19 protein-coding genes are annotated in these 24450 nt (G+C 73.3%); 11 read left to right on the forward strand and 8 right to left on the reverse strand.

Annotated elements, in window-relative coordinates; genetic code table 11:
* Positions 1-117: 117 nt before the first annotated feature.
* Entirely contained in the window at positions 118-585 is a 468-nt protein-coding gene (locus ACIBBF_RS09485; RefSeq protein ID WP_397412828.1) for an SAV_6107 family HEPN domain-containing protein, read from the reverse strand.
* A gap of 100 nt (positions 586-685) precedes the next feature.
* On the opposite strand from ACIBBF_RS09485, the gene ACIBBF_RS09490 reads away from it, so the two are divergent.
* Positions 686-1612 carry a spermidine synthase gene (locus ACIBBF_RS09490; RefSeq protein WP_397412829.1) on the forward strand — a complete coding sequence of 309 codons (927 nt, stop codon included), beginning with the start codon at positions 686-688 and terminating at the stop codon, positions 1610-1612.
* Between the two features lie 137 nt (positions 1613-1749).
* Here ACIBBF_RS09490 and ACIBBF_RS09495 read toward each other — a convergent pair whose 3' ends face one another.
* The 5 genes from ACIBBF_RS09495 to ACIBBF_RS09515 form a co-directional block, all read right to left on the reverse strand.
* The gene (locus ACIBBF_RS09495) at positions 1750-1953 is read right to left on the reverse strand and encodes a cold-shock protein (RefSeq protein ID WP_020016705.1); all 204 of its coding nucleotides are present in this window, start codon (positions 1951-1953) and stop codon (positions 1750-1752) included.
* Positions 1954-2309: 356 nt separating this feature from the next.
* On the reverse strand, positions 2310-3239 hold the full coding sequence (locus ACIBBF_RS09500) for a proteasome assembly chaperone family protein (RefSeq protein WP_397412830.1): 930 nt from the start codon (positions 3237-3239) through the stop codon (positions 2310-2312).
* Between the two features lie 135 nt (positions 3240-3374).
* Positions 3375-3794 carry a response regulator gene (locus ACIBBF_RS09505; RefSeq protein ID WP_397413054.1) on the reverse strand — a complete coding sequence of 140 codons (420 nt, stop codon included), beginning with the start codon at positions 3792-3794 and terminating at the stop codon, positions 3375-3377.
* Between the two features lie 96 nt (positions 3795-3890).
* Positions 3891-5540 carry an ATP-binding protein gene (locus ACIBBF_RS09510; RefSeq protein WP_397412831.1) on the reverse strand — a complete coding sequence of 550 codons (1650 nt, stop codon included), beginning with the start codon at positions 5538-5540 and terminating at the stop codon, positions 3891-3893.
* Positions 5537-6919, reverse strand: a complete 1383-nt coding sequence (locus tag ACIBBF_RS09515) for a PP2C family protein-serine/threonine phosphatase (RefSeq protein ID WP_397412832.1) — start codon at positions 6917-6919, stop codon at positions 5537-5539. The genes ACIBBF_RS09510 and ACIBBF_RS09515 overlap by 4 nt, the downstream gene beginning before the upstream one ends.
* Before the next feature lie 122 nt (positions 6920-7041).
* Between ACIBBF_RS09515 and ACIBBF_RS09520 the strand changes: the two genes are divergently transcribed.
* Together ACIBBF_RS09520 and serA are read left to right on the forward strand one after the other, a co-directional pair.
* Positions 7042-9324: a HelD family protein gene (locus ACIBBF_RS09520; protein ID WP_397412833.1), complete on the forward strand. Its 2283-nt coding sequence runs from the start codon at positions 7042-7044 to the stop codon at positions 9322-9324.
* A 109-nt stretch (positions 9325-9433) separates the two neighbouring features.
* Complete coding sequence (gene serA, locus ACIBBF_RS09525) at positions 9434-10672, forward strand: phosphoglycerate dehydrogenase (RefSeq protein ID WP_397412834.1); 1239 nt, start codon at positions 9434-9436, stop codon at positions 10670-10672.
* A gap of 87 nt (positions 10673-10759) precedes the next feature.
* On the opposite strand, the gene ACIBBF_RS09530 is transcribed toward serA, so the two are convergent.
* Positions 10760-11959: a sulfotransferase family protein gene (locus ACIBBF_RS09530; RefSeq protein ID WP_397412835.1), complete on the reverse strand. Its 1200-nt coding sequence runs from the start codon at positions 11957-11959 to the stop codon at positions 10760-10762.
* Between the two features lie 170 nt (positions 11960-12129).
* Between ACIBBF_RS09530 and ACIBBF_RS09535 the strand changes: the two genes are divergently transcribed.
* The 7 genes from ACIBBF_RS09535 to ACIBBF_RS09565 all read left to right on the forward strand — a co-directional run bounded on the left by ACIBBF_RS09535 (position 12130) and on the right by ACIBBF_RS09565 (position 22140).
* Positions 12130-13446: a cytochrome P450 gene (locus ACIBBF_RS09535; protein WP_397412836.1), complete on the forward strand. Its 1317-nt coding sequence runs from the start codon at positions 12130-12132 to the stop codon at positions 13444-13446.
* 215 nt (positions 13447-13661) lie between these two features.
* Complete coding sequence (locus ACIBBF_RS09540) at positions 13662-14588, forward strand: carbohydrate ABC transporter permease (RefSeq protein ID WP_397412837.1); 927 nt, start codon at positions 13662-13664, stop codon at positions 14586-14588.
* On the forward strand, positions 14585-15511 hold the full coding sequence (locus tag ACIBBF_RS09545; protein WP_397412838.1) for a carbohydrate ABC transporter permease: 927 nt from the start codon (positions 14585-14587) through the stop codon (positions 15509-15511). The genes ACIBBF_RS09540 and ACIBBF_RS09545 overlap by 4 nt, the downstream gene beginning before the upstream one ends.
* A 77-nt stretch (positions 15512-15588) precedes the next feature.
* Positions 15589-16905 (forward strand): extracellular solute-binding protein, encoded by a 1317-nt coding sequence (locus ACIBBF_RS09550; RefSeq protein ID WP_397412839.1) that lies wholly within the window; start codon positions 15589-15591, stop codon positions 16903-16905.
* A 56-nt stretch (positions 16906-16961) separates the two neighbouring features.
* Positions 16962-18821 (forward strand): BNR-4 repeat-containing protein, encoded by a 1860-nt coding sequence (locus ACIBBF_RS09555; protein ID WP_397412840.1) that lies wholly within the window; start codon positions 16962-16964, stop codon positions 18819-18821.
* A 92-nt stretch (positions 18822-18913) separates the two neighbouring features.
* Positions 18914-21196: an FAD-dependent oxidoreductase gene (locus ACIBBF_RS09560; protein WP_397412841.1), complete on the forward strand. Its 2283-nt coding sequence runs from the start codon at positions 18914-18916 to the stop codon at positions 21194-21196.
* 89 nt (positions 21197-21285) lie between these two features.
* A complete protein-coding gene (locus ACIBBF_RS09565) occupies positions 21286-22140 on the forward strand; it encodes a LacI family DNA-binding transcriptional regulator (RefSeq protein WP_397412842.1) in 855 nt (284 codons plus the stop codon).
* Between the two features lie 49 nt (positions 22141-22189).
* On the opposite strand, the gene ACIBBF_RS09570 is transcribed toward ACIBBF_RS09565, so the two are convergent.
* Positions 22190-22981: a DeoR/GlpR family DNA-binding transcription regulator gene (locus ACIBBF_RS09570; RefSeq protein ID WP_397412843.1), complete on the reverse strand. Its 792-nt coding sequence runs from the start codon at positions 22979-22981 to the stop codon at positions 22190-22192.
* 81 nt (positions 22982-23062) lie between these two features.
* Between ACIBBF_RS09570 and ACIBBF_RS09575 the strand changes: the two genes are divergently transcribed.
* The gene (locus ACIBBF_RS09575; RefSeq protein ID WP_397412844.1) at positions 23063-24097 is read left to right on the forward strand and encodes an acetylxylan esterase; all 1035 of its coding nucleotides are present in this window, start codon (positions 23063-23065) and stop codon (positions 24095-24097) included.
* Positions 24098-24450 lie beyond the last annotated feature (353 nt).

A 24450-nucleotide genomic window follows, 5' to 3' on the forward strand; every position in this document is an offset into this window, starting at 1 on the left:
TCCTTGCCGTCACCCGGCGCTCGGTTCCTGGTACCCCTTGCCGAGCACCCACTGCTGAACGTACTCACTGCCGCACGTCCCGGCACGGGACGCCCCGGCGCCGGAACGCGGGGCGCGTCACGACGCCTCGGGCACCAGGGTCAGGCGCTGCGTCGAGAACCCCGCGTCCGGGTCCACGAGCATCGCCACCTCGTCCCGGAAGTCCTCCGCGCACGCGAGCAGCTCGTCGGCGCGCGCAGGCGCCACCCGTTCGGGCCGGCCGGCGTCGACCGCAGCGCGCAGGGGCGCCCCGGACGCGAAGTACCCGGACCACGCCGCGAGCTCCGGCTCGGCGTGCGCGAGCATGTCCCAGACCGTGCGGGCGCCGGAACGCGCCGACGGGCGGCCGCGCAGCGCGACCACCGCGGCGGCCGAGCGGATCGCCGAGAGGTGCGCGTGCACGAACCGGTCCCCCGGGTCGGTCGAGCGCGCGGCCTCGGCCAGCTCCGCGTCCGCCTTGCGCAGCAGCGCGCTGACCCCCGGCGGGACCGCACGCGGCGCGAGCATCCGCGCGGAGACCACGTTGCGCGCGCCCTGAGAGTGCATGGTGCCCATCTCGAACCTCCGATCGAACCCCTTGAACGACACTATCGAACATACGTTCTATCCTGTCAAGCGACCCGCCGACCCGGGAGACACTGTCCTCATGGCCCGCCGCTCCACCCGACGCCGCCCATCCTCCTCCGCACCACTGACACTCCCCGGCGAGCTGCCCGACGGGGAGGTGCCGATCAGCACCGGCACGGCCGAGGTGGTGCGCGACCCGGACTTCCCTCAGCGCGTGACGCTGCACGTCAACGGCGTGCCGAGCTCCAGCCTCGACCTCGCCGACCCCGGTTTTCTCGACTTCGAGTACATGCAGCAGATGGCCGCGTTCGTGGCGCTCCTGCCGCCCGGACCGCTCCGTGTGCTGCACCTCGGGGCGGCCGGGAGCGCCTTCGCCCGGCACGTGGAGCACGAGCGACCCGGTTCCCGCCAGCTCGGCGTCGACCTCGACGCCCGCCTCCTGGAGCTCGTCCGCGAGTGGTTCGCGCTGCCCCGCTCGCCCCTGCTGCGGCTGCGCGCCGAGGACGCCGGGGTCGCCCTCGCCTCGGCGCACGACGCGTCCTACGACGTGGTGGTCCGGGACGTCTTCGCGGGCGACCGCACACCCGCGCACCTCGTGGGCACGGGCTTCGCCGCGCAGGCGCACCGCGTGCTCCGGCCGGGCGGGATGCTGCTCCTCAACTGCGCGGACCGGCCGCCGCTGACCACCGCCCGGCGCGAGGTGGCGAGCCTCGCCGCGGCCTTCGGCCCCGGTGCCGCGGCGCAGGGCCGGCTCGCCGCCGTCGCCGAGCCCGCGATCCTCAAGGGCCGCCGGTACGGCAACCTGGTCCTCGCCGCCGTGCGCGCAATACCCGAGGACACCGCGCGCGACGACTCAAAGGACGGCCCGGCCACCCCGGACCTGCACGACCCCCGCCTGGCCCGCGCCCTGCGCTCCCTGGCCGTCCCGGCGACCCTCCTGGCGGGCGAGGACGCCGCCGCCTTCGCGGGCACCGCGGCTCCCCTGGACACGCCTGCCACCGGCTGAGCGGCCGGTACGCACACGGACGGCCCGCACGGGCGCACCAGCCGAACAGCCGCCATCGGGCGGTCGGCCGGACGTGCAGCCCGGACGTGAAGAAGGGCCGTGCCCCACACGGAGCACGGCCCTTCTCGTCAGCTACCTCAGAGCGGAACGACAGCTTCCGCCTGCGGACCCTTGGGGCCCTGCGTGATCTCGAACTCGACCCGCTGGGCCTCCTCGAGCGACCGGTAACCGTTGGACTGGATCGCGGAGTAGTGCACGAAGACGTCGGCGCCGCCGCCGTCCTGGGCGATGAACCCGTACCCCTTCTCCGCGTTGAACCACTTCACAGAACCCTGCGCCATGCTGTCCTTCGACCTTCCGTCCGGGATCCGACGGCGGGCCCGTTGCCCGCCCCCGCGCCGCAATGCTTTCCCGACTTGCTCACGACACGGCGGACGTGGCCTTGGTACGTCACTGCAACGTGCGCCAGTGTGGCACGGACCACTCAAATGTGCCACGGAACACGCACATTTCTGCCGCAGCTATGACACACCGGTCCGCCCCACGCGCCCGGTCCCGCGGGCCCAGCCCCCGCTTCCGGCGGCTCGGCCTGCGGTTGCGCTGCGGCTCAGTCCCTACTCTCTGGCGCCTGAGCCTGCGGTTCCGCTCCGGGCGGGTGCCTCGTCCCTCGGCCCGCACCCTGCGCTGCGCCTCCGGCTCAGTCGCCGTTCTGCTGAGCGAGGAATCGCTCGAACTCCGCCCCCAGCTCGTCCGCGCTGGGGATGGGCGTCGTCTCGGCGAGCAGGCTCGGACGGCCCACCGACCGGGCGAACGCGTCGTACTGCTCCTCCAGCGCCTTGACCACGGCCGCGACCTCGGCCGACTCGGCGACCTGCTTCTCGACCTCGATCTTCGCGTCGGTCGCGGCTTCCTCCAGCGCCGGGATCGCCAGGTCGAGGCCTGTGGCCCGCTCCGTGTGCTGGAGCGCGACCACCGTCGCCGGCGGGTACTGCGACTGCGCGAGGTAGTGCGGCACGTGGACCGTGAAGCCCAGCGCGTCGCGGCCGGCCTCGCCCAGCCGGTACTCCAGCAGCGCGGCCAGCGAGCCCGGCACCTTCACGCTGCCGAACCACGACGTGTAGTCGGCCACCAGCGCGGGGCGCGTGGCGTGCGCGGTCAGCGACAGCGGGCGGGTGTGCGGCAGCCCCATGGGGATGCCCTGGATGCCTACCACGAGGCTCACGCCGAACCGCTCGACGAGCTGGATCACCGCCGCGACGACGCGCTCCCACTGCAGGTCGGGCTCCGCACCGTGCAGCAGCAGGAAGCCCGTGCCCTCCGCGTCGGTCAGGTGGTCGATCGCCAGGTAGGGCGCCTGGTAGTCCGCCCAGCGGTCGGAGTCGAAGATCATGGTCGCTCGCTTGGAGCGGTAGTCGAGCAGCTGGTCGACGTCGAACGTCACCAGGCGCTCGACACGGAACTCGTCGATGAGGTGCTCGACGGCGATGTCGCCCGCGCTGCCCGCGTCCACGAACCCGCGGACGGCGTGCAGGAGGACTGGCCCGTCGGTGCTGCCGGGCACGCTGCGACCCAGCGTGCGCCCGACCGCTGCCTCGTCGACGTCGTAGATGCCCTGGGGGTCAAGCACGTGCGCTCCCTCGCTCGTCGGAGTGTTCGGCGGGCACCAGGTACGGCCGGTTCAGGTACGACCAGGTGCCCGTCTACGTCCAACGCCGGGAGCGTCCGCTCTCTTCCCGTTACGCCCTCGGCGTCGCCGGGAACCTTATCGGCCGGGCAGCCGCACGACGGAGACGAAGAAGTCGTCGATCTGCCGGACCGCGGCGATGAACTGCTCGAAGTCGACGGGCTTGGTCACGTACGCGTTGGCGTGCAGCGAGTACGAGCCCACCACGTCCTCCTGCGCGTCCGACGTGGTCAGCACCACCACGGGGATGTGCCGCAGCATCGGGTCGCCCTTCGCGACCGCGAGCACCTCCATGCCGTCCATCTTCGGCAGGTTGAGGTCGAGCAGCACCAGGTCCGGCGTCGGGGCCTGGGCGTACGGTCCCTGCTTGCGGAGGAACTCGAGCGCGCTCACGCCGTCGCCGACCACCGAGACGTTGTTCGGGACGCGGTGGTCCTCGAACGCTTCCCGGGTCATGAGGACGTCGCCCGGATCATCCTCCACGAGGAGGATCTCCATCACCTTGTTGCCGCTCACGCACGTACCTGTCTTCTTCTGTCTCGGCAGCGCCGGGCACCGTCGTCGCGGCCCGCCGTCGGCCCTGATCAGGCCGTCTCAGCCGAGCGTAGTCGACTGCGCCCGTTCGGTCGAAAGGCGCCCCGGGCCGGGCTGGCCCTGCCGGCGGGCCAGCGTGAACCGCACGATGGTGCCGCCGCCGGCCGCCGGCTCGATCCAGATGCGGCCCTTGTGGTACTCCACGATCCGCTTCACGAGCGACAGGCCGATGCCGCTGCCCGCGTACTGCTCGCGCGAGTGCAGCCGCTGGAAGATGACGAACACCTTCTCCGCGTGCTGCGCGTCGATGCCGATGCCGTTGTCCACCACCGAGATCTCCCAGTGCGCACGCATGCTGCGCACCTCGATCCGCACGACGGGCGGGCGGTGCGGGTCGCGGAACTTCAGCGAGTTGCCGACCAGGTTCACGAAGAGCTGCTGGAGCAGGGCCCGCTCGCCGTGCACCTCCGGCATCGGGTCGTGGTCGATCTCGGCACCCGTCTCCGCGATCCGGTCGGAGAGCTCGGCCAGCGCGGCCACCAGCACGCCCTCCAGGTCCACGTCCTCGCGCGGCACGCCGGTGCGACCCACCCGGGAGAAGCTCAGCAGGTCCTTGATGAGCCCCTGCATGCGCTTGGCGCCGTCGACGGCGAACTCGATGTACTGGTCGGCACGCTCGTCGAGCGCGCCGCCGTACCGCTTCTGCAGAAGCTGGGTGAAGCTCGCCACCTTGCGCAGCGGCTCCTGCAGGTCGTGCGAGGCCACGTACGCGAACTGCTCCAGGTCGCGGTTGGACCGCTCCAGCTCGCGCGTCTTCTCGCTGAGCAGGGTGTGCGCGTTCTCGACCTCCTGGTGCGAGAGCCGGATCTCCTCCACCTGGTGCACCAGGTCGCGGCGCATGGTCTCCACGTGCATGGCGAGCAGAGCCACCTCGCCCGTGCCGGCGGGCCGGATCTCCCGCCGGATCCCGCCGCTGCTCACCACGCGCACGGCCGCGGTCAGCTCCGTCAGGGGCCGGATCACCCAGCCCTCCAGGGCGAGCCACATCATCGTGCCCATGAGCACCACGACGAGCACGAGGGTCGCCACCGCACCCAGCAGCAGGTGCTCCCAGACCGCCCGGGTGGCCACGATCGCGTCGCGCTGCGCGCCCAGCTCGGCCAGGTAGTGGACGAGGGCGGTCCGGGCGCTCTCGTAGAGCGCCTCGCCCTCGGCCGACGGCGGCGCCGTGCCGATCAGCTCCATCCGGCAGTCCACCTGCCCGGCCGGCGCCGCCGCGACGGCCGCGACCACCGGCTCGGCGTACTGCGTGAACCACTGGTCCGTGCGGCGCGCGGCCTCCTCGTAGGCACGGATCACCTCGGCGTCGCCCGCCAGCTCGCGCCGCTCGACGTCGGCCAGGAGCATGATGCGGCCGCTCGCCCCGACCGCCCGGGTCCACGGTTCGAGCGCGGCGTCGTCGCAGGTGGCCCGGTAGGCGCGCAACGACGCGTCGGCGTCCGCCAGCGCGAGCGACGCGCGCTCGCCGTCGACCAGGGCCCGGTAGTAGGGGCCGTCCGCGCGGGCGTCCAGGCCGCGGGACTGGACCAGGGCGAGCACGGCCACCGCGAGCGCGATCATGAGCATGGCCGCCACCGCCCCCAGGAGCCGGGCGAGCCGGCGGCGCATGGACACACCGGTGAACCGGTGCTCGTCGGGCACCAGGGTCATGCGCGCGACCACTCCACCGAGTCGGCGAGCGTCGAGGTGCGCTCGCCGGGCTCCGTGGCGCCCGCGCCGGCCCAGCCGACGAAGAGCAGCGCCGCGTCGTCGACGAGCGGGCCGCCGTGCAGCTCGCGCACCCGGCGCAGCACGCGGGTCACGACCTCGTCCGTACCCTTGTCCATCTCCCGCTCCACGACGGAGCGCAGCCCGTGCGCCCCCAGGCGCGGCATCCGCCCCTGCGCGCTGGGCGGGAGCACCGGGGTGCCCTTCGGGTCGGCGCCGACCGCCGCCTCGACGAGGCCGTCCGTGTACAGCACCGCCGTCCACACCTCGGGGAGCTCGACGGTGTGCGGCACCCAGCCGCCGTCCACGGGGATGCCCAGGGCGCGGCCGCGCTGGGCCGCCGGCAGCTCCTCGCACCGGTGGGAGACGAGCACGGCCGCGCCGTCGGCCACCCGGGGCACCACGAGCAGGGGCGGCGGGTGCCCGGCGAGATAGACGTCCATGCGCCGGCGGTCCGGCGAGATCACCATCTGGCAGATGGTCACGAACACCTCGGGCCGGCCGCGCTCCGCCAGCAGCACCCGCTCCAGCAGCGGCAGCACGTCGGGGGGCGCGGTGTCCGCGAGCACGAGGGTGCGCCACGCGGTCCGCATCGCGGCGCCGAGCGCCGCCTCGTCCGGGCCGTGGCCGGCGACGTCGCCGATCACCGTCACGAGCGTGCCGTCCGGGCGCTCGACCGTGTCGAAGAAGTCGCCCCCGAGCAGACCGTTGCCGCCGGGCAGGTACCCCACCATGACGGAGACCCGCTCGTCGGTGACCAGCTCCTTGGGCAGCAGCGCACGCTCCAGCCGCGTGGTCTCCGCCGCGCGCACCTCGCTGCGGAACAGCGCGATCTGCTGCGCGGCCGACCGGCGCCGCAGCGTCGCGTACCGCAGGCAGCGGGCCAGCGCGTCGCCGTCGACGTCGGCCTTGACCAGGTAGTCGTCGGCCCCGTTGGCGACCGCTGCCGCGCCCAGGTCGTGCGCGGTGTTGCCCGTCAGCACCACGACGGCCGGCTGCTCCGGCAGCACCTCGATGCCCTCGATGACGCGCCGGAGGGCATCCAGCCCGTCGCCGTCGGGCAGGCCCAGGTCGAGCAGCAGGCAGTCCACCGCGACCATGGACAGGATGTTCAGGGCCTCGTCGATCGAGCGGGCGCGGTGCAGGTCCGCGCGCAGGTCGGCCTCGACGTCGGCGTCGGCCAGCAGCTCGGCCACGAGGAACGCGTCCGCGTCGTCGTCCTCCACCAGGAGGACGGAGATGGGACCGTCGATCCGGGACAGGCGCGCCGGGGAGGCGGAGCCCCTCGTGGGCCCCGCAGATCCCACCCCGCCCAGTGCCATGGCGGCGATCCTATCCAGCGAGATGACGCCGTGTCAGCGCGGGCCGCCGAGCGGTGCGCGATAATGGTTGGCCGGTTGATCGCGACCGACGCATTTTCGCTGGTGAGGCACGGAGGTAGGGCGTGACGGGAATCGCGGGCGAGCTCGCCCACGAGCAAGAGGTCGTCGACACGATGTACGCCCGGCTGGACACCCTGCGCGGCACCACCGCAGACCGTCTGCGGGACGTCCGGCTGGCCGGTGCGGTCGGCACGCACCAGAACCGCAGCGAGCGCGACGCCTTCGCCACGCTCTACGAGGACCGCGCGGCCCAGCTCGACGCCGTCGAGGACCGTCTGGTGTTCGGGCGCCTCGACCTCGTGGAGGGGTCCGAGGACGGCGCGGTGACCCGGTACGTGGGGCGCATCGGCCTGACCGACGCCGAGCACCGCTCGATGCTCACCGACTGGCGCGCGCCGGCCGCGGAGGCGTTCTACCGGGCCACCGCGCTGCACCCGGGCGACGTGCGCCGGCGACGGCACCTGGTGACCAAGGGCCGGTCGGTGACGGGCCTGGAGGACGAGGTGCTGGACCTCGACGCCGAGATCGACGCCGACGCGCTGTCCGGCGAGGGCGCCCTGCTGGCGGCCATGGCCCAGGGCCGCACGGGCCGCATGACGGACATCGTCGCGACCATCCAGGCGGAGCAGGACCGCATCATCCGGTCCGACCTGACCGGCGCCCTGGTGGTGCAGGGCGGGCCGGGCACCGGCAAGACGGCGGTGGCGCTGCACCGCGCCGCCTACCTCCTGTACGCCCACCGGCGCCTGCTGGAGCGGTCGGGCGTGCTGGTGGTGGGCCCGTCCAGCGCGTTCCTGCGCTACATCGACCAGGTGCTGCCGTCGCTGGGCGAGACCGGCGTGGTGTCCACGACGATCGGCGACCTGATCCCCGGCATCCGGGCGACCGCCGTCGACGAGGGGCAGGTGGCCCGGCTCAAGGGCCTGCTCCTGTGGCGCAAGGTGATCCGGCGGGCGGTGCGCGCCCGCGAGCGCGTGCCGCAGCAGGAGGTCGCCGTCCGGGTCGAGGGGCACGACTTCGTGATCCGGCCCCGCGACGTCAGCGACGCCATCGCCAAGGCGCGCCGCACGCACAAGCCGCACAACCTGGCGCGCGCCACGTTCGTGCGCGACATGCTGGAGCGCCTGGCCGACCAGTACCGCGACTTCTCGGGCGACCCGATCGCCGGCGAGGACCGGGCGGCCGTGCTGGAGGACCTGCGCTCGGACCGCGCCGTCCGCGTGGCGCTGAACATCGCCTGGCTGCCGATCTCGCCGGAGAAGCTGGTCACCGACCTGTACGCCAAGCCGCACCGGCTGGCCGAGGCCGCGCCCGAGCTGACCGCCCGCGAGCGGCGCCTGCTGCTGCGCGAGCCGGGCGCGCCGTGGACCGAGTCCGACGTGCCGATCCTCGACGAGGCGTACGAGCTGCTGGGCGAGGACGACTCCGTGGCGCGGGCGGAGGCCCGCGCGCGGGACGCCGCCGACGAGCAGGCCCGCCGGTACGCGCAGCAGTCCCTGGACGCCACCCGGTCCATGCTCGGGGACTACGCGGGCCTGGTGGACGCCGAGACGCTCGCGGCCCGGTTCGCGGCGGGCGGGCCGTCGCTCACGACGGCCGAGCGCGCCGCCGCGGACCGCAGCTGGACGTACGGGCACGTGGTGGTCGACGAGGCCCAGGAGCTCTCCCCCATGGCCTGGCGCGCGCTGGTGCGCCGGGTGCCGACCCGGTCGATGACCGTCGTGGGCGACGTGGCGCAGACCTCGTCCGCCGCGGGCGCGCGGAGCTGGGACCGGATGCTCACGCCGCTGCTGCGCGACGGGTGGCGGCTGGCCGAGCTCACCGTGTCCTACCGCACGCCGGCGACCGTCGCCGACACCGCACAGCGGGTGGCGCGCGCCGCGAGCCTGCCCGTCTCCGACCTGCGCGCGGCGCGCGACGTCGAGGGTTCGCTCACGACCGTGCGCACGCCCGTGGGCCCCGGCGCGCTGCCGGACGACGACGCGGTGGTCGCCGAGGCCGTCCGCCTCGCCAAGGAGTTCGTGGGGCCCGACGCCGGCCGCGTCGCCGTCGTCGTGCCGTCGGACGGCGTGGCACGGCTGGCGGGTGCGCTGGCCGAGGCGCTGCCCGCCGTCGTCGGCGCGCAGGAGGCGGCCCGGCTGGCCGCGCAGCGGCCGGAGGACGCCCAGGTCACGGTGCTGACGCCGCGCGAGACGAAGGGCCTGGAGTTCGACGCCGTGGTGCTGGTGGAGCCCGCGGCGATCGCGGAGGGCCCGGGCGGGACGAGCGACCTCTACGTGGCGATGACGCGGCCCACCCAGCGCCTGGTCGTGGTGCACGCCCGGGCGCTGCCCGAGGGGTTCTGACGGCGGCGGGTGGGCGACCGCCCGCCCGCCGCCCCGTCCTCGTCCCAGCAGGCGGGACGTCGGCGGGGTCCGCTTGGTGCATCCGGCCCCCCTGGCGCACCATGGGTCCGTGCAGCGAGCCCTCCTCCTCGAGAACGTCCACCCGACCTCCGTGCCGATCCTCGAGTCGGCCGGTTACGAGGTCGACTACCGCAAGGGAGCCCTGGACGAGGACGAGCTGATCTCCGCGCTCGACGGCGTCCAGCTCCTCGGCATCCGGTCCAAGACCGAGGTGACCGCGCGGGTGCTGACGGAGGCGACCGACCTCGTCGGTGTGGGCGCCTTCAGCATCGGCACCAACCAGATCAACCTCACGGCGGCCGCCAACCGCGGCGTCGCCGTGTTCAACGCGCCGTTCTCCAACACCCGGTCGGTGGTGGAGCTGGCGATCGCCGAGATCATCTCGCTGACGCGCCGCATGACGGAGCGCGACCGCGCGCTGCACGACGGCGTCTGGGACAAGTCCGCCGAGGGTTCGCACGAGGTGCGCGGCCGCACCCTGGGCATCGTCGGCTACGGCAACATCGGCTCGCAGCTCTCCGTGCTCGCCGAGAACCTCGGCATGTCGGTGATCTTCTACGACACGGCGGAGAAGCTGGCGCTCGGCAACGCGCGCCGCGCCGAGACGCTCGACGAGCTCCTGGAGGCCGCCGACGTCGTGACGCTGCACGTGGACGGGCGGTCCGGCAACGCGGGGCTGTTCGGTGCCAAGCAGTTCGCGCGCATGAAGCAGGGCGCGATCTTCCTCAACCTGTGCCGCGGGTTCGTGGTGGACGTCGACTCGCTGGCCGAGCACATCACCTCCGGGCACCTGTCCGGCGCCGCGGTGGACGTCTTCCCGACCGAGCCCAAGAAGCGCGGCGACTCGTTCGAGTCGGTGCTGCGCGGGCTGCCGAACGTGATCCTCACGCCGCACGTGGGCGGTTCCACCGAGGAGGCGCAGGAGGCGATCGGGCAGTTCGTCGCCAAGAAGCTCAGCGACTACGTGACCACCGGCTCGACGATGCTCAGCGTCAACCTGCCCAACCTCCAGCTCGAGCACACGGGCGTGGGCCGCATCAAGCTGCTGCACCGCAACGTGCCGGGCGTGCTGGCCACGGTGAACCAGATCTTCGCCGACCACGGCGCGAACATCGAGGGCCAGATGCTCGCCACGCGCGGCGACATCGGCTACGTGGTCACCGACATCTCGGACGTGACCGAGCGCGGCGCCTCCAAGAAGCTCCAGGCCCTGGACACGACCATCCGCCTGCGCATCCGCGACGCGTTCGACCGGCCGGAGTTCCCGCCGGGCCCGGCGGCCCGCTGATCCAACCCACCCTGCCTGCCCGTCGAGTGCGGGATGTTCGCCCTTCTGGCACACGAAGAAGGGCGAACATCCCGCACTCAACGAGGTTCAGGGGCGAGAGGCGGTCGGGATGTCGTACGCCGCGAACGCCTCGGCCACCTGCGACTCGGTCAGGCCGTAGCGGTCCAGGGTGTACGCGTGCGGGCGGTGGCCCGTCCGGTCGGTCGCGGCGGCGAGGTTGGCGGCGTCGGCCGGCGTCCACGGCAGGTCCAGCCGGTCGAACACCCCGCGCAGCACGGCCTCGGGCCGGGCCACCAGGTCGTCGTACACGACGTCGATCACCGTGTCCGACGGGAGCTGCTCGCGCAGCGCCAGCGCCCGTTCCACGCCACCGGCGGAGATGTCCAGCCACTCCTGGCCGATGCGCTCCAGGTCGATGCGGCCGGGCTTGACGTACATCGTGTGGGTCGCCTCGGCCATCGAGCAGCCGGAGGCGACGGCGGCGCCGGGCGCGCGGTGGGTCCACACGAACCGCGCGTCCGGGAAGGCGCGGAGGATCTCGGGCATGCGCCACAGGTTCATCGGGTGCTTGAGCACCCACCGGTCCGGCGCCTCGCCGGCGGCGACGACCTGCAGGGCGTCCCGCAGGAACCGGTAGTCCTCGGTCAGGTCGGCCTGCGCCACCCACTCCAGGTACTGGGGCGCGGGACCCCACGTCGCGTACATCTCGGTGTGCGCGCGCAGCATGAAGTCCTCCTCCTCGCTCTCGGCGACCAGGGGGTGCAGGTGCGCCCAGGCGGGACTGACCTTGCCGACGGTCGCGAACCGCTTGCGGGTCTTCTCGATCACCTTCGCGCGCTCGGCCTCGGGCAGCGGGAGGCCCAGGTTGGTCATCTCCCACAGCTTCGGGCCCCGGTTGCCGGGGTGCCGGGCGATCAGGTTGTACGTGAGCGTGGTGCCGGTGCGTGGCAGGCCCACGACGAACACGGGCGCCGTCACCGGCTCCTGGAGCACCTCGGGGCGCTGCGCCTGGGCGTCGCGGACCACCGCACGGTTGCGGAGCCGGTCCCGGATCTGGTCCTGGGTGCTCATCCAGCCGAGGCCGCTGAGGTCGGGGTTGGCCGCGTGGTCGGCCAGCAGCAGGCGCAGGCCGTCGACGGCCACGAGGTCGGCCTCGGTCAGCGGGACGCGTCCGCGCTGCACCTCGGCCAGGATGCCGTCGAAGACGGCGTCGGGGTCCTTGCGGGTGCGCATCCCGGGGGTGAGCAGCAGGTTGAGCAGTCTGAGCAGGGGTGTGGCCTGGGGCATGGCGCTCATCCTGCCCATACCGCCCGGTGCCGACAAGCCGCCAGGAGGGTCGTTCCGGATCGTGACCTGGCCCGTCGGTCACCGCGGAGCGATCGTCCGTTAGCATCCCGAGCGGAGGCTCGTACCCGGCGTCACATGCGGCGGGCGCGGCCGCCGCCGAGAGGAGAACCGTGACCCCAGCATCATCGGTACCGCGGCCCGTGCGGCTGAGCGACGTCGCCGAACGCACCCCGCTCGTGGCGACGACGTCGTCGCCCGACGCGAACGCGGTGTACGAGCGGCTCCGTGAGCGCTGGGGGTCGATCGCCCCGATCGACCTGGAGCCCGGCGTGCCGGGCTGGCTGGTGCTGGGGCACGCGGCGGCGGTCGGGATGCTGCGCGACGACCACACCTTCATCAAGGACCCGTCGATCTGGAACGGTCACGGCAAGGGCCTGCTCGGGCCGGGGTCGGGCCTGCACCTGGTGCTCGCCCAGGCGCCGAAGCCCACCCTCGCGGACGCCGACGGCGCCAAGCACGCCCGGCTGCGCCCACCCGTGGACGACGCGCTGGAGCAGGTCGACGAGGCCCGGGCCGGCGCCATCACCCGCCGGCTGTGCGGCATGCTCATCGACCGGTTCGAGGACCGCGGCCGCGCCGACCTGGTGGCCGAGTACGCCGCCGTCGTCCCGTTCCTGGTGCTGTCCGAGCTGGACGGCCTGGAACCGGGTCAGGCGCAGCGGCTGCAGGAGATCACCCGGGCGATCTTCGAGGCCGGAGCCGATGCCCGCGCGCTGACCGACGAGCTGCGCGAGATCGTCACGGGGCACATCGCGTACAGCCGCGAGCGCGGCACGCGGGACATCGCCGGCGTGCTGTCGGTGCACGAGAACTTCGAGAACGACCTCGAGCGCGCGCAGACGCTGACGGCCATCACGGCGGCGGCGACGGAGTCGCTCATGGCCTGGGTGGCACAGACCCTGGTGCTGATCCTGAGCGACCCGCGCTTCTCCCACCGGGTCTCGGGAGGCCGGCTGCACATCGACGACGCCCTCGACGAGGTGCTGTGGCGCTCGACGACCAACCCGAACCTCATGCCCCGGTTCGCGGTGCGCGACGTGGTGGTCGACGGCAAGCTCATCGAGCGCGGCGACCCGGTGGTCGTGGCCGTGCACGCGGCCAACCACGACCCGCTGGTGCAGTCCGACGACCCGTGGGAGACCGTGGGCAACCGGGCCTACCTGTCGTTCGGTGCGGGCGCGCACCGCTGCCCCGCCCCGCGCCTGGGCCGGGTCGTCGCCCGCATCGCCGTGGCAGAGTTGCTGCAGCGCCTGCAGCTGACGCTGGTCGGCGACCCCGACCGGGTCGAGTGGGCCACCAGCCCGTGGATGCGCTTCCCGGCGCGCCTGCCCGTGACGTTCCCCTCCCCGCGCCAGCAGCCCCCGTACGGGAGCTGGGGCGCCGACGCCGAGGACGACGACCCGGTGGGCTCCCCGCTCGGTCGCTGACTCCGCACGACGCTGACCAGGACATCTGCCGGCTGAGAGCCGCCTGTCGTGGTTGTTCCGCGCCATGATTCTGTGATCGCTTCTGTTACTACTTGTGATCTTTCGTGGCTCACGCCTCGGTGAAATCCGATGCGTCGATTGACAGAACCGCACAGGGTCGGCCATTGTTGCGCTCGCACCCGGCAGTCCGCCCTCGACGACGAGGAACATCAGCGATGTCAGCTTCACAGTTTGAAACTCTTCAGAACACTACTTCACATTCGCCACCACGGCGGCTCAGCGACGGCCAGTTCGCCCTGCTCCTGCTCCTGCCCGGCGGCGCCCTGCTGCTCGGCGTGGTGCTGTACCCGCTCGTCGCGGCACTGGTGACGGCGTTCTTCGAGCAGAGCCTGGTCGTCCCCGGCCGCACGTTCGTCGGCCTGGCGAACATCGTCGACGTCCTGACCGGCGACTTCCCCCGCCTGCTGTGGCAGACCCTGGTCTTCACGATCGGCACGACGGTCTTCCCGTTCGTCATCGGCTTCGCGCTGGCGCTGGCCCTGAACACCCGCATCCGCGGCGCCAAGGTGCTGCGCGGCCTCATGCTCATCCCCTGGCTGGTGCCCGGCGTCGTCGTGTCGTTCCTGTGGATGTGGATCTTCAACGCCAACTACGGCGTGCTGAACGCGGTCCTGGAGGCGGTCGGCCTCATCGACGGCGCCGTGCCCTGGCTCGCCCAGCCCGGTACCGCGATGACGGCCGTGGTGGTGGCCAAGACCTGGCAGTCCTTCCCCTGGATGATGGTCATGCTGCTGGCCGGCCTGCAGACGGTGCCGCGCGAGCTGCACGAGGCCGCGGAGATGGACGGCGCCGGCACCGTGCGCCGCTTCTTCTCGATCACGCTGCCCCAGGTCAAGGGCATCGTCGGCCTGGTGCTGCTGCTGGAGCTCATCTGGAACTTCCAGCACTTCGACATCATCTACGTGCTCACCGGCGGCGGGCCCGCCGGCGCCACGCAGACGTTCGCGACCGCCGTCTACGAGACCGCCTTCCACGGGTTCGACCTCGGGCACGCCGGCGCGCTCGGGCTGCTCTGGATGGTCCTGCTGATGGGCCTCGTCGTCGTGTACATCCGCTTCTCGGAGAAGGGAGAGGCGAAGTGAGCGCGCTGACGCCGACCCGCACCCCCGCCCCTGCGCCGGCCGGCCAGGACGCCACCACGCCCCCGCCCCGCCCGGTGCGGCGCAGCCCCCTGCGTTCCGAGCGGCGCGGTGTGCGCATCGCCGCGTGGTCCACCGTGGTGGTCTTCGGCGGGTTCGCCCTGCTGCCGGTGTACTGGCTGCTCGCCACCGCGCTCACCCCGCGCGACCAGGTCTTCGCCTACCCGCCCCGGCTGTTCCCCGCGGCGCCGACGCTCGACGCCTTCGCCGCGCTGGCCGGCAACGAGCAGCTGTTCGTCTACCTGCGCAACAGCCTGCTGGTGTCGGTGCTCACCGCCGTGCTCTCGGTGCTGGTCTCGGCGTACATGGGCTACTCGTTCTCCAAGTTCCGCTACCGCGGGCGCCGGTCGCTCATGTACTTCGTGCTCGCCTCGCAGATGTTCCCCCAGGCGCTGCTGCTGGTGACGCTCTACTCGCTGTTCAGCGCGTACGGCCTGCTCAACACCTACACCGCGCTGGTGCTGAGCTTCACCACGTTCACGCTGCCGCTGTGCGTGTGGATGCTCAAGGGGTTCTTCGACACCATCCCCGACGAGCTCGTCGAGGCCGCACGCGTCGACGGTGCCTCGCGGCTGCGGATCATCCACTCGATCGTGCTGCCGCTGTCGGCCCCGGGCCTCATCGCCGCCGGGCTGTTCGCCTTCGTGCGCGGCTGGAACGACTTCGTCTTCGCCCTCACGCTCGCCGGCCCCGAGAAGCAGACCCTGCCGCCGGGCCTCGTGAACACGTTCGTGGGCGAGGCGTCCACCGCCTGGCCCGAGCTCATGGCCGCGTCCCTGGTGGTCTCGCTGCCGGTGGCCATCGCCTTCATCGCCCTGCAGAAGTACCTGGTCGGCGGCCTCACCGCCGGCGCAGTCAAGGGCTGACGGCGCCCGGCGGCACCACCGCCGGAGTCCCGGCCCGTAGTCCCCGTATGCCCGACCCCTCATCGTGGAGGATTCCCATGCCCGCTCACCCCGCCCTCGACACCACCACCCTGTCCCGCCGCCGCCTGCTGCAGCTGCTCGGCCTCGGCGCCGGAACACTCACGCTGGCCGCCTGCGTGCCCGAGGCCGGCCCCGCCGCGCCCCAGGCCGCGAGCACCGCGGCCGCCGGGGCGAAGACCGACTTCAGCTTCGCCTCCTGGTCGCTGACCGAGGAGACGGCGGCCCCGGCGATCCGCGAGCTGCTGGGCCAGTACTCCGAGACGAACGACGTCACGGTCCGCGAGGTCTCCTACCCGTACAACGAGTACATCAGCCAGCTCACGCTGCAGGTCAAGGGCGGCCAGGTGACCGGCGCCGTGCACGTGGACGTCGCGTGGCTCGGCTCGCTGGCCGCGCTCGGCAAGCTGCAGGACCTGGGCCCGCTCGCCCAGGGCGCCGACTACACGCAGGCGGGGCTCACGGCGTCGCAGTTCGACGGCGTGCAGTACGGGCTGCCGTGGAACATCGGCGCGATCGGTCTCGTCGCCAACTCCGGCCTGCTGGAGCAGGCCGGGATCGGCGACGCGCCCGCGACGATCGACGAGTTCGAGACCGCGCTCAAGGACCTGAAGAAGCTCGGCGGCGGCGTGGTCCCCTACGCGGCGTCCACGAAGGCGGCACAGCTCAAGGACGTGCTGATCTGGATGGAGACGTTCGGCAGCCCGCTGCTGGACGGCGACACGGTGACGATCGGCGACGACGCGAGCGTCGAGGCCGTCACCTGGTACAAGTCGCTCTACGACCAGGGCCTCATCGCGCCCGACGTCGACCGGTTCGACGCGCGGTCGCTGTTCGCCCAGGGCCGCGCCGCGATCTACGACGACGCGATCGTCGGCCGGGACGCGGTGGTCACCGAGTCGCCCGACAAGAAGCTCGCGGACAAGCTCACGGCCTGGTCGCGTCCCGTGCTCGCCGCGGGCGACACCCCGCGCGCGCTGGTCTGGGGCGGCGCCGTCGCCGTCGTCCAGGGGGACGGCGCGGAGACCGCAGCCGACTTCGCGAAGTGGATGACGTCGGACGTCGAGGTCGCGAAGCAGTACTTCGCGGCACGCGGTCTGCCGCCGGCCACCGAGTCGGCACTGGCGCTGCCGGAGGTGGCGGACGACGCGTTCGGCGCGCAGTTCGCCGAGCGGATCACCGCCACCGCCACCACCAACCCGTTCTGGGTCTACCCGCAGTACGCCCAGATCGAGACGGTCATCGCCGAGCAGGTCCAGGCGGTGCTGGTGGGCAGCGCGGAGCCGAAGGCCGCGATGGCGAAGGCCGGCGAGGCCGCTCAGAAGCTCGTCGGCTGACGGCGCCGCGACACGTGTTCGTTCCCGCAGTCATCCCCACGGTTCAAGGAGGAACCATGCGACGACAGCACCACCCCGGTCCCCGTGCCGTCACGGCCGCCCTCGCGGCGGCCGTGACCCTCGGCGCCGCCCTGCCCGTGCCGGCCGCCGCCGCGCCCGCCCCGGCGGCCGCGGCCCGGCACGCGGCGCAGGTCGACCAGCTGCCCTTCACCGTCGACTCGTCCAACCAGGCGGGCTGGTGGAAGCCGCTCGACGTGGTCGGCGGCGTCACCTACGTCGCCTACAACGCGCCCGGTCCCACGGCCGCCACGCACGAGGTGCACGTGGCCGCGCGCGGCGCGGACGGCGACTGGACCGACGGCTGCCTACGGACGGCCGACGGCAGCTGCGCCACGTTCGCGGACGACAACGGCCACAACCAGCCCTCGATCGTGGTGGACGGCGACGGACACGTGCACGCGTTCGTCTCCATGCACCACGAGCAGTGGAACTACTTCCGCACCACGACGCCGGGCGACGTCACCTCGCTGGTGGACGTCTCGGCGCAGATGCCGGACCAGGACCTCGCCATCACCTACCCGGTGACCGCCCGCGGCGCGGACGGCGACGTCTACGTCATGGCCCGGGCGGGTGCGGACCAGCGGCAGGCCCGGACGGGCAACCTGTACCGCTTCGACACCTCGGCCGGCACGTGGTCGCGCGTCGCGGTGGTCGCCGACGCGCAGGGCCACTCGTTCTACCCGGACGACCTCAAGGTGGGCACGGACGGCCGCGTGCACGTGCTGTGGGAGTGGGGGCCCTGGCCCGCCGACCCGTCACGGCACCTGGGCTCGTACGCCGTGTACGACCCGGCCGACGGCTCGTTCCGCGACGTCACGGGCGCCGCTCTCGCCACCCCGATCACGCCGTCGACGCCGGGCGCCGTGATCTACCAGCCGTACACCGCGGGCGAGGACATCGGCTCGTACTGGCCGGCCCTGCAGACCGCGAAGCTCGCCGTGCACGGTGACGAGCTGGACGGCATCGCCTACCGGTTCCGCACCGAGGGCGTCACCGCGTTCGACGGCTACGACGTCCGGTACGCCCGCTGGGACGGCGCCGCCTGGCAGCGCGAGACCGTGCTCGACCTGGCCGGGCTCGGGCCGGGCGTCGAGACGTCGGCGGCCATCGAGACGACGTCGGCGGGCGCCACCACGCGGGTGTACGCGGTGGTGGAGACCACCTCCTGCGTGACGGGCCAGCGCAGCGCCGTCGTGCGCGCCGAGCAGGTGCGGGGCGAGAGCACCTGGCGGTTCGGTACGGTCGGCGAGCCGCAGACGGGTGCCCAGCGGCTGAGCGCCGTCACCGGGCCGACCGGCACGGACACGATGTACCTGACGGTCCCCGGCGCCGGGCTGCTGTTCCACGCCGCGCTGCCCCGCACGGCCGGCACGCCCGAGGGCGGCACCGCCGCCGACGTCGTGGCGGACCTGCGCGGGGAGGCCACCCGGGTCAACGTGGCCCGGGGCGCGGACGTGACCGTGTCCTCGACGCTGCGTGCCGACACCGGCGGCGAGCTCGCGGTGGACGGGTCCTGCACCGACGCCAGCCGCTGGATCTCCGCCCTGGAGGACACCCAGCCGGTGCTGACCGCCGACTGGGGCACGCCCACGGCCGTCGACACGGTCCGCGTGCGCAGCGGCTACAGCAAGGCCACCGGTACGGCCGACGTGCTGCGCGCCTTCGCCGTCGAGCTGCACACGGCCGACGGCTGGGTTCCGGTGGGCCAGGTCAGCGGCAGCACGCAGGGCACGGTCACCCTCACGTTCCCCGCTGCCACGGCCGACCAGGTGCGGCTGCTGGTCACCGACCCGTCGGCGTCGGCCACCGACGTCGCGCGGGTCTACGAGGTCGAGGCCCTGGCCGTCGACGGCTAGTCCCTGCCCCACGCCTGCCCCACCCCGCCCCGCACACCCACCAGCACTCTTGGCCAGCACTCTTGGCCCAGCACTGAGGAAACAAGGAGAACATGCGCACCCAGACGGTAGAAGCCGACATCGTCGTCGTCGGAGGGGGCCTCGCCGGCGTCTGTGCCGCCGTCGCGGCCGCCCGGATGGGCCGGCAGGTCGTGCTGATCAACAACCGGCCGGTGCTCGGCGGCAACTCGTCGTCCGAGGTGCGGGTGTGGGTGTGCGGGGCGACCGCGCACGGCAACCAGCGATGGGCCCGGGAGACCGGGATCATCGGCGAGATGTACGTCGAGAACCAGTACCGCAACCCCGAGGGGAACCCGGTCTACTGGGACGACGTCGTGCTGGACACCGTGCGTCGCGAGCAGAACATCCGGCTGTTCCTGAACACCGACGTCCGCGAGGTGCGCGCCACGGGGCCGGACGACGCCCGGCGCATCGAGTCGGTGACGGGCTGGACCATGGCGTCGGAGATCCTGACGACCTTCACCGCGCCGGTCTTCCTGGACTGCACCGGCGACGGGCTCGTGGGCCATCTCGCCGGGGCCCGGTACCGGCTCGGCAAGGAGAGCCATGCCGAGTTCGGCGAGGAGTGGGCGCCGCCGGAGGCGGTGCGCGAGTTCCTCGGCTCGACGCTGCTGTTCTACACGAAGGACCTGGGGCACCCGGTGAAGTACGTGGCGCCGGAGAGCGCCATCGACATCTCGGGCACCCCCATCCCCGAGCACCGCATCATCCGCAGCGGCGACTCCGGCGCGCACTACTGGTGGATCGAGTGGGGCGGCGAGCTCGACACGGTCGACGACAACGAGCGGATCCGCGACGAGCTGCGCGGCGTCATCCTCGGCATCTGGGACCACATCAAGAACTCCGGGACGTTCGACGCCGACAACCTCACCCTCGAGTGGATCGGCAACGTGCCCGGCAAGCGCGAGTACCGCCGGTTCGTGGGCGACTACACTCTGCACCAGGGCGACATCGTGGGCCAGACCGAGTTCGCCGACGGCGTCGCGTTCGGCGGCTGGTCCATCGACCTGCACCCCGCGCAGGGCATGTACGCCACCGGGGCCGGGGCCCTGCAGCGCTTCTCCGACGGCGTCTTCGAGATCCCCTACCGGTCCCTGTACTCCGTGAACGTGGAGAACATGCTGTTCGCGGGCCGTGACGTCTCGGCCACGCACATCGCGTTCGGCGCGGCGCGCGTCATGGCCACCTGCGGCGCCATGGGCCAGGCCGCGGGCACCGCGGCGGCCCTGTGCGTCGAGCACGGCACCACGCCGCGCGGCGTGTACACCGACCACCTGGACGAGCTGCGCCAGACGCTGCTGGCCTGGGACGCTCCCCTGGTCGGCGTCGCGAACGCCGACGAGCGGGACCTGGCCCGGCGCGCCCGCGTGACGGCGTCGAGCACCACCACGACCGTCGCCGCCCCGGTGGCCGCCACGACCGGCGACCCGTACGACGACTTCGACGTGCACGACCTCGACGTCGACCTGGGCATCGCGCTGCCCGTGCACCCGCGCCTGGACAGCGTGGACCTGCTCGTCTCGGCCCGGAACGACACGACGCTCCGGGTGGAGGTGTACTCCACCGGCAAGAAGCAGAACGTGGTGCCCGCGCACCTGGAGTCGGCGACCGACGTCGTCGTGCCCGCCGGTGACCACCGCTGGGTCACGGCCCACGTGCCGTTCGCCCCGGAGGTGCCGCAGAACGCCGTGGTGGTGCTCCGCGCCAACCCCGACCTCGCCGTGCACACCACGGCCACGCTGCCGCCCGGGGTGCTCACCCTGGTGCACCGCGTCGACAGCGACGACCAGAACGTGCAGATCAGCACCGACGAGCTGCTCGTGCAGTGGCCCACCAAGCCGCTGCGCGGCCGGTCCGTCGTCTTCCGGACCGCCCCCGAGACGCACGCGCTCGCGCCCGAGCGGGCGACGTCGGGCTACCACCGCAACCACGGCGGGCCGAACATGTGGGCCTCGGCGCCCCTGTCCCCCGGCCGCGAGGAGTGGCTGCGCCTGGACTGGGACGAGCCCGTGACCCCGGGCGAGGTGCGGGTCGTGCTCGACGACGACCTGGACGTCGAGCTCAACACGCTGCACCACCACCGCACCCCCCACGAGATCCTGCCCACGCTGGTGAAGGACTACCGCGTCGAGGTGCTGCCGCACGACGGGCCGGACTGGGTCACCGTCGCGGCCGTGACCGGCAACCGGCAGCGGCTGCGCGTGCACCCCCTGCCGGACGACCTCGGCGCCGTCCGCTCCGCCCGCCTCGTGGTGGGCGCCACCAACGGTGCCGAGCAGGCCCGCGTGGTCGCGTTCCGGGTCCAGGAGCGGTGATGCCGACCGGGAACGACCGTGCCCTGCGCACCGCGCCCGCGGTGTCGCCGGTCCCCCGCCCCCGGGCGGGCACCACTACGCTGTCGGTCGTGCACAGGAAAGAGCGCACCGGGATCGTGGCGCTCGCCGTGCCGGACCTGGAGGAGCCGTACTTCGCCGAGCTGACGGCGCTGCTGGTGCGGCGCGCGGACCAGCGCGGCCTGTCGGTGCTCATCCAGCAGACCGCCGGCGACCACGAGCGCGAGGTCAACGTCGCCAACGGCATCGGCCTGCCGGCGACGGACGGGCTGATCCACATCCCCCGCGCGCTGTCGGTGGCCGACCTGACCCGCCGCGCCACGCCCGGCCCTCTCGTGCTGCTGGGCGAGCACATCCTGGTCAGCCCGTTCACGCACGTCACCATCGACAACCGTGCGGCGTCCTACGCCGCGGCCGAGCACCTGGCCCAGGTCGGCTGCGCCCGGGTCGCGTACGTGGGCACCCGGGACGCGCGCCCGTCCGACGCCGCCGACCGGCGGTACACGGGCTACCGGGACGCCGTCGCGGCCCTGGGGCTGGTGCAGGACCCGGACCTGGTGGCGCAGCTCGACGCGTTCACGCCGGACGAGGGCCTGCGGGCGGTCGCCGACCTGCTGCGCCGGGGGGTCGCGTTCGACGGCCTGGTCTGCGCGAACGACTCCGTGGCCTTCGGCGCGCTGGTCGCGCTGGAGGCCGGCGGGCGGTCGGTGCCCGGCGACGTGGCCGTGGTCGGCATCGACGACGTGCGCGGCGCGCGGTTCACGGTGCCCGCCCTGACGTCGGTCGCCCCCGACAAGGAGGCGCTGGTCGAGCGCGCGCTGAGCGAGCTCGAACGGCAGATCGCCACCCCGCCCGGCGGCAACCTGCCCGTGGAGCACGTGGTGGTCGGGGCGCGGGTGGTGCCCCGGGCCAGCACAGCCCGGTGAGGCCCCGGCGGGCCGTGCCGCACGGCCGGCCTCCCGGGCACGCCCGGGCTCAGTCCACCGGCACGACCTGGAGCTCGCCCACCTGCTCGGCGAGCGTCGCGCGGGCCGCCTCGTCCAGCCCGTCGTCGACCACGAGGTGGCGCACGTCGCGCAGGTCCACCACGGTGGTCAGCCCCACGACGCCCCACTTGGAGTGGTCGGCCAGCACGACGGCGGCGGCACCCGCCGCGAGCAGCGCGCGGTCGGTCTCGGCCTCCAGGAGGTTCGGCGTGGTCAGGCCGGCGTGCAGGTCGATGCCGTGCGCGCCGAGGAACGCGATGTCCAGGTGCAGGTGCTCCAGCGACCGCACGGCCACCGGGCCCACCAGGGAGTCGGACGGCGTCCGGACGCCGCCGGTCAGCACCACGGACTGCGTGTACGGCTCGTCGGACCGGTCAGGACGCCGGAACACCTCGGCGACCGGCAGCGAGTTGGTCACCACGGTCAGCTCCGCGACGTCGCGGAGCTCCTGTGCGAGCACCCACGCCGTCGTGCCGCCGGAGAGGCCGACCGCCATACCCGGCTCCACCAGGGCTGCCGCGTGCCGCGCGATCGCCCGCTTCTGGGCGACCTGCTGGTGCACGCGGGCCACGAACCCGCGGTCCTGGCGCACCGTCTCGTCCGGCCGCGCCGTGGCACCGCCCCGCACCCGGTCCAGCTTCCCGTGGTCCGCGAGCACCTCGATGTCGCGGCGGACCGTCATCGCGCTCACGCCGAGCTCGTCGGCGAGCTCCGCGATGCTCGCGGCGCCCCGGCGGGCCACCTCGTCGACGATCCGCGCCCTGCGCTCAGCGACCAGCACACCTACCCCTTTCGACGACCGGCTCAGTGTGACACGAGCCGCGCCGTCGGCCACCGCCGTACCCGCCGAAGGAAACCCGACGTGACCCCTGCCGCACCCCCGGACCTGCCGAGCCCCTACGACCGATGGTTCCCGGGCAGCCCCCTCGACGGCACCTACGGGTACGACCGCGACGCGCTGCTCGCCGTGGTGCCAGCCGCCGAGCCGGACGGGTTCGCGGAGCTGTGGCGGTCCTGGTACGCCCGGGCGCGGGAGGTGCCGTCCGACGTGGTGGTCGAGGCGGCGGGTGGGGCTCGCCGGCCCACGCACGACGTCTCCGTGGTGACGTACACCGCCGACGGCGGGCTGCGCCTGCGGGCCTGGGTCGCGGTGCCGGTGGACGGACGACCCCGCGTGGGCGTGGTGCACAGCCACGGGTACGGCGGGCGGGACGCCCCGACCTTCGAACGGGTGCCGCACGACGCCGCCGTCATCTTCCCCGTCGCGCGCGGGCTCGGTGCTCTGAACGCCGGTGTCGGGGCGCCCGACACCAGCTCGCGGCACGTGCTGCACGGCATCGAGGCGGTGGAGACATACGCCGTCGGGCGGTCCGCCGTGGACCTCTGGCACGCGGGGACCGCCCTGCTGGACCTGCTGGCCCGGCGAGACGCGACCCTGGGCAACCTGCCGCTGTACTTCGTCGGCACGAGCTTCGGCGGCGGCATCGGAGCGCTGGCCGTGCCGTGGGACGACCGGTTCGTGGGCGCCACGCTCGAGGTGCCGACGTTCGGCCAGCACGACCTGCGCCTGACGATGCCGTGCACGGGCAGCGGCGAGGCCGTGCGCCACCACGTCGCGGACCACCCGGAGGCACGCGAGGTGCTGGCGTTCCACGACGCGTCGGTGGCCGCCACGCACCTGCGCGTGCCCACCCGCGTCGAGTGCGCGGCGTGGGACACGCACGTGCCGCCGCCGGGACAGTTCGCGGTGGCGAACGGGGTCGGCCGGGCGGCGGGGGCGGACCTCGAGCTGGCGATCCACGCGGCGGGCCATGCCGAGTACCCCGGCCAGTCCCGGGAGCAGGCGGCGGCGTTCGCCGCGACCCGCGCCCACATCGCCCGCACCCTCCCGACCTGACGGACCCACCAGCCCCACCCACCGACCTCACCTACGGGCCTCACCGACGGGCCTCACCCACCGGCCTCACCCATCGGCCTCACCCACGGGCCTCACCCACCGGCCTCGCCGACGGGCCCCACCGACGGGCCCCACCCATCGGCCCCACCCAGCCGCCGGCGGCGAACGCGGACCTGGTAGCACTCCGAGCGCTCAGAACGCACCTACTCCCGCACTCAACACTCCGCGACGCCGGCCCGGCTGCGGCCCGGCGATGACCGGCGCCGGCCCGCCACCCACAGGGCCGGCGGCGAACGTAGGGATCGTCGGTCGATGAGGGCCCATGGGCCGCCCAACCCTACGTTCGGCCAGGT

The sequence above is a fragment of the Promicromonospora sp. NPDC050880 genome, assembly GCF_044456525.1.
In the GTDB taxonomy this organism is placed as follows: Bacteria; Actinomycetota; Actinomycetes; order Actinomycetales; family Cellulomonadaceae; genus Promicromonospora.